The sequence below is a fragment of the Accumulibacter sp. genome, assembly GCF_031732815.1.
GTDB lineage: Bacteria > Pseudomonadota > Gammaproteobacteria > Burkholderiales > Rhodocyclaceae > Accumulibacter.
This window is the reverse complement of sequence record NZ_JAVMKF010000245.1, coordinates 1-3064: the sequence shown is the minus strand read 5'-3', so window position 1 is coordinate 3064 and position 3064 is coordinate 1. Positions and strand designations below refer to the sequence as shown.

The following is a 3064-nucleotide window of genomic DNA, read 5'->3' as shown; positions in this document are numbered from 1 at the left end:
GTCTCGACGAATTTGCCACGGCGCCCGAGCTGGCCATCGTCTGTGCCTCGCTCGATCTGGTGCCGGCGATCATCGGGCAACTCGGCGCGCGCGGCACGCGCGGCGTGATCGTCGGACCGTGGCTGTGGCACCGGATGAGCCGCAGCCAGATCGCGTTGGCGCGCAAAGGCATTCTGCAAGCGGCACAGCCCTGGCTGATGCGCGTGCTCGGCCCTGGCAGCGGCGGACTCGTCGTCCCCGCCGGCGGGCTCAACGCCTCGGCTGCACCGGTTCCGATCAAGCCGGGAAAGATCGCCCTGGTCAGCCAGTCCACGGCGATCGCCGCCGCTGTTCTCGACCGTGCGCAGAGCCGCGGAATCGGCTTCTCGACCGTGCTTCACCTCGGCGCCGGGCTCGACGTGGACCTCGCCGATACGCTCGACTGGCTCGCCGCCGACCCGGATACCCGCTCTATTCTGGTGCAGATCGACGAAATCGTCGACGGACGCAAGTTTCTCTCGGCGGCGCGTGCTGCCGCGCGCAACAAGCCGGTCGTCGCCATTCATTGTCGGCGGCTGGCCGCCGACGCTCCGGCAAATGGACCCTGGCGCGCCGACGATGTCTTTCAGGCGGCGCTGCGGCGGGCTGGCTGGGTCAGTATCGATACGCTCGGCGCGCTCTTCGAAGCGGTCGAGGCGATGGCGCGGGTACGAGCGTCGCGTGGCGAAAGCCTGACCATCATCGGCAACGGGCACGGCCTCGCACGCATCGCCGCCGAGACCTTGCTCCGCCTGGGTGGCCAGTTGGGCGAGATCTCGCCGAGCACGCTCAGCCATCTGGAAAAGCGGCTGCAGACGCGTTCACCGCTGAGCAATCCGCTCGCGCTGCCACCCGACGTGCGCCCGGAAGACTGGGCGGCAGCGCTCTCAGCCGTCCTTGCCGACAGCCGTACCGATACCGTGTTGACCGTCTGCTCGCCATCGCCGTTTGCCGCCAGCGACCAGGTGGCGGCGGCCATCTGTGCCGTGTCGCGCGCCAGCGAGCGCAATGTCTTCACCGCCTGGGTCGGCGGTGGCGCGATGCTCGAAGCGCAACGCATCGCTGCCGCACACGGCGTGCTCAGTCACGATTCGCCGGAAAGAGCGATCGCCGCCTTCCTCGGCGTGCTCAACTTCCGGCGCAACCGCGACCTGCTGATCCAGCTGCCGCCGTCGCAGGCAGCGGACTTCATGCCTGATGGCGAAGCTGCACGCAGCACGCTCGGCGAAGCGCTGGCGGCGGGCGAGGAAATGCTTTCGGCTCGTCGCGCGCGCCGCCTGTTGCATGCCTATGGCATTGCCGTCGGTGAGCCGCCGGCCGCCACCAGCATCGACGCCGCGCTCGTCGCCGCTGAACAGACCGGCTATCCGGTCGACCTGGCGCTGCTCTTCGCCAACGGGACGGTCTTCGCGGAGACGGCGAATGGCCTTCGTTCGCCGGCCGAGGTGCGGCTCGCCGCGCGCGACCTGCGCCGGCGCCAGCGCGCGCAGCAGCCGGCAAGCCGTGTGGGCGGCTACCGGCTGCGCCCGAGCGCGGCGCGCAGCGGCACCCCGGCGCTGCGCCTCGGGGTTGCCCTCGACGAGTTGTTCGGCCCGGTCATCTTCCTCGCGCGCAGCGCCGCCGCCGGTCCGCCACGCCACGGCGACTGCGTCGTTGCTCTGCCGCCGCTCAACCAGATGCTGGCGCTCGATCTGGTCAGACGCAGCGGCTTTACCGAAGAGGCAGCCGGGTCCGACGAGCGACCGGCCTTGGAGGCTGCGCTCAGCCAGGCGCTGATCCGCCTGTCGCAACTGCTGACCGATCTCGAACCAGTGGCGAGCATCGACCTCGACCCCCTGCATGTCGAGGCCACCGGAGTCGTCGCCCTCGACGCGCGCATAGGCCTTGCGCGCGCCGGAACGGAGAGCGAACGCCGGCGCCTGGCGATCCGGCCCTATCCGAAGGAACTCGAACGTGCGCTGAGCTGGAACGGCCGGACACTGCTCGTCCGGCCGATCCAGCCGGAAGACCAGGAGGCGCTCGGCGCCTTGCTCAACTCGCTGCAGCCGGAGGACGCGCGCATGCGCTTCTTCAATGCCATCCGCAGCATTTCGCGCGGCCGACTGGCGCGTTTCACGCAGATCGACTACGACCGCGAGATGGCGCTGGTGGCGATCGAGCGCGACGCCGACGGGTCTACGCGTGCGCTTGGGGAGGTTCGCGCAGTCACCGATTCCAGCGGCGAATTCGCCGATTTCGCGATCGTCGTCGACTCGGCGCTCAAGGGCCAGGGACTCGGCCGCCTGTTGCTCGATACGCTGGTGAACTACTGCCGCAGCCGCGGAATCGCCGAGCTGCGCGGCGAAACGCTGGACGGCAATCTGCGCATGCAGCGCCTGGCGCGTCGTCTCGGCTTCACGCTGTCTACCGGCGCCGACCGCGGCACGATCGACCTGCGTCTGGCGCTGCGCCAGCCGGTCAGTTGGCGCGCGGGCAGCGGCCGCTGAGCGCGGTCGCTGGGGCAAACCGCGCGAGCGGGCAAAGCCTGTTCATCGGTTCGCGGTCGGTCGGCGAGAGGGAACCCACCTCGCGCAGCACGCTGGCAGGTGAGTGAGCTTGCGGCGCGTCCGGCCGGCGCCGGCGCCAGAAGCCGCTGACGGCAAGGGCCAGCGAGCCGAGCAGGCCGCCGAGAATCGACCGCGCTGAACAGCATGTCGATCGCCTGCTGTTTCTAGCCGTCGTTGCTGCCCGTGGTTGCCCGCCGGCTCCGTCGCGACGCGGATCGTGCAACTCGCTGAGAGCATCCCCGGCCACCATGCCCAAGCCGCGGCAAACGCCCCGGCGGCGAGGAAGAAGCGGCCCGCCGATGATCAGCCATTTGCGCACTGCCGGAGGAACTCGTCTGCCCCATCCAGCGGCGCTCGGCTAGGCGCTGAACACCGGCGTTGCGGGCAGCTTCAAGGCGTGCGGCAGAGCGCCGAAGCCTTCGGCGTACGCGCTGCGCAACTGCTGCGCGCTGCTCCGCTGCAGTTGCAGGTGCCCATCGACAAAAGCAGCCAGCAGCGCG

1 protein-coding gene is annotated in these 3064 nt (G+C 70.0%); it reads left to right on the top strand.

The features are described from left to right. The coding region (locus RKP46_RS14840; RefSeq protein ID WP_311107355.1) for a GNAT family N-acetyltransferase at positions 1-2504 on the top strand (2504 nt) is incomplete at its 5' end. Positions 2505-3064 lie beyond the last annotated feature (560 nt).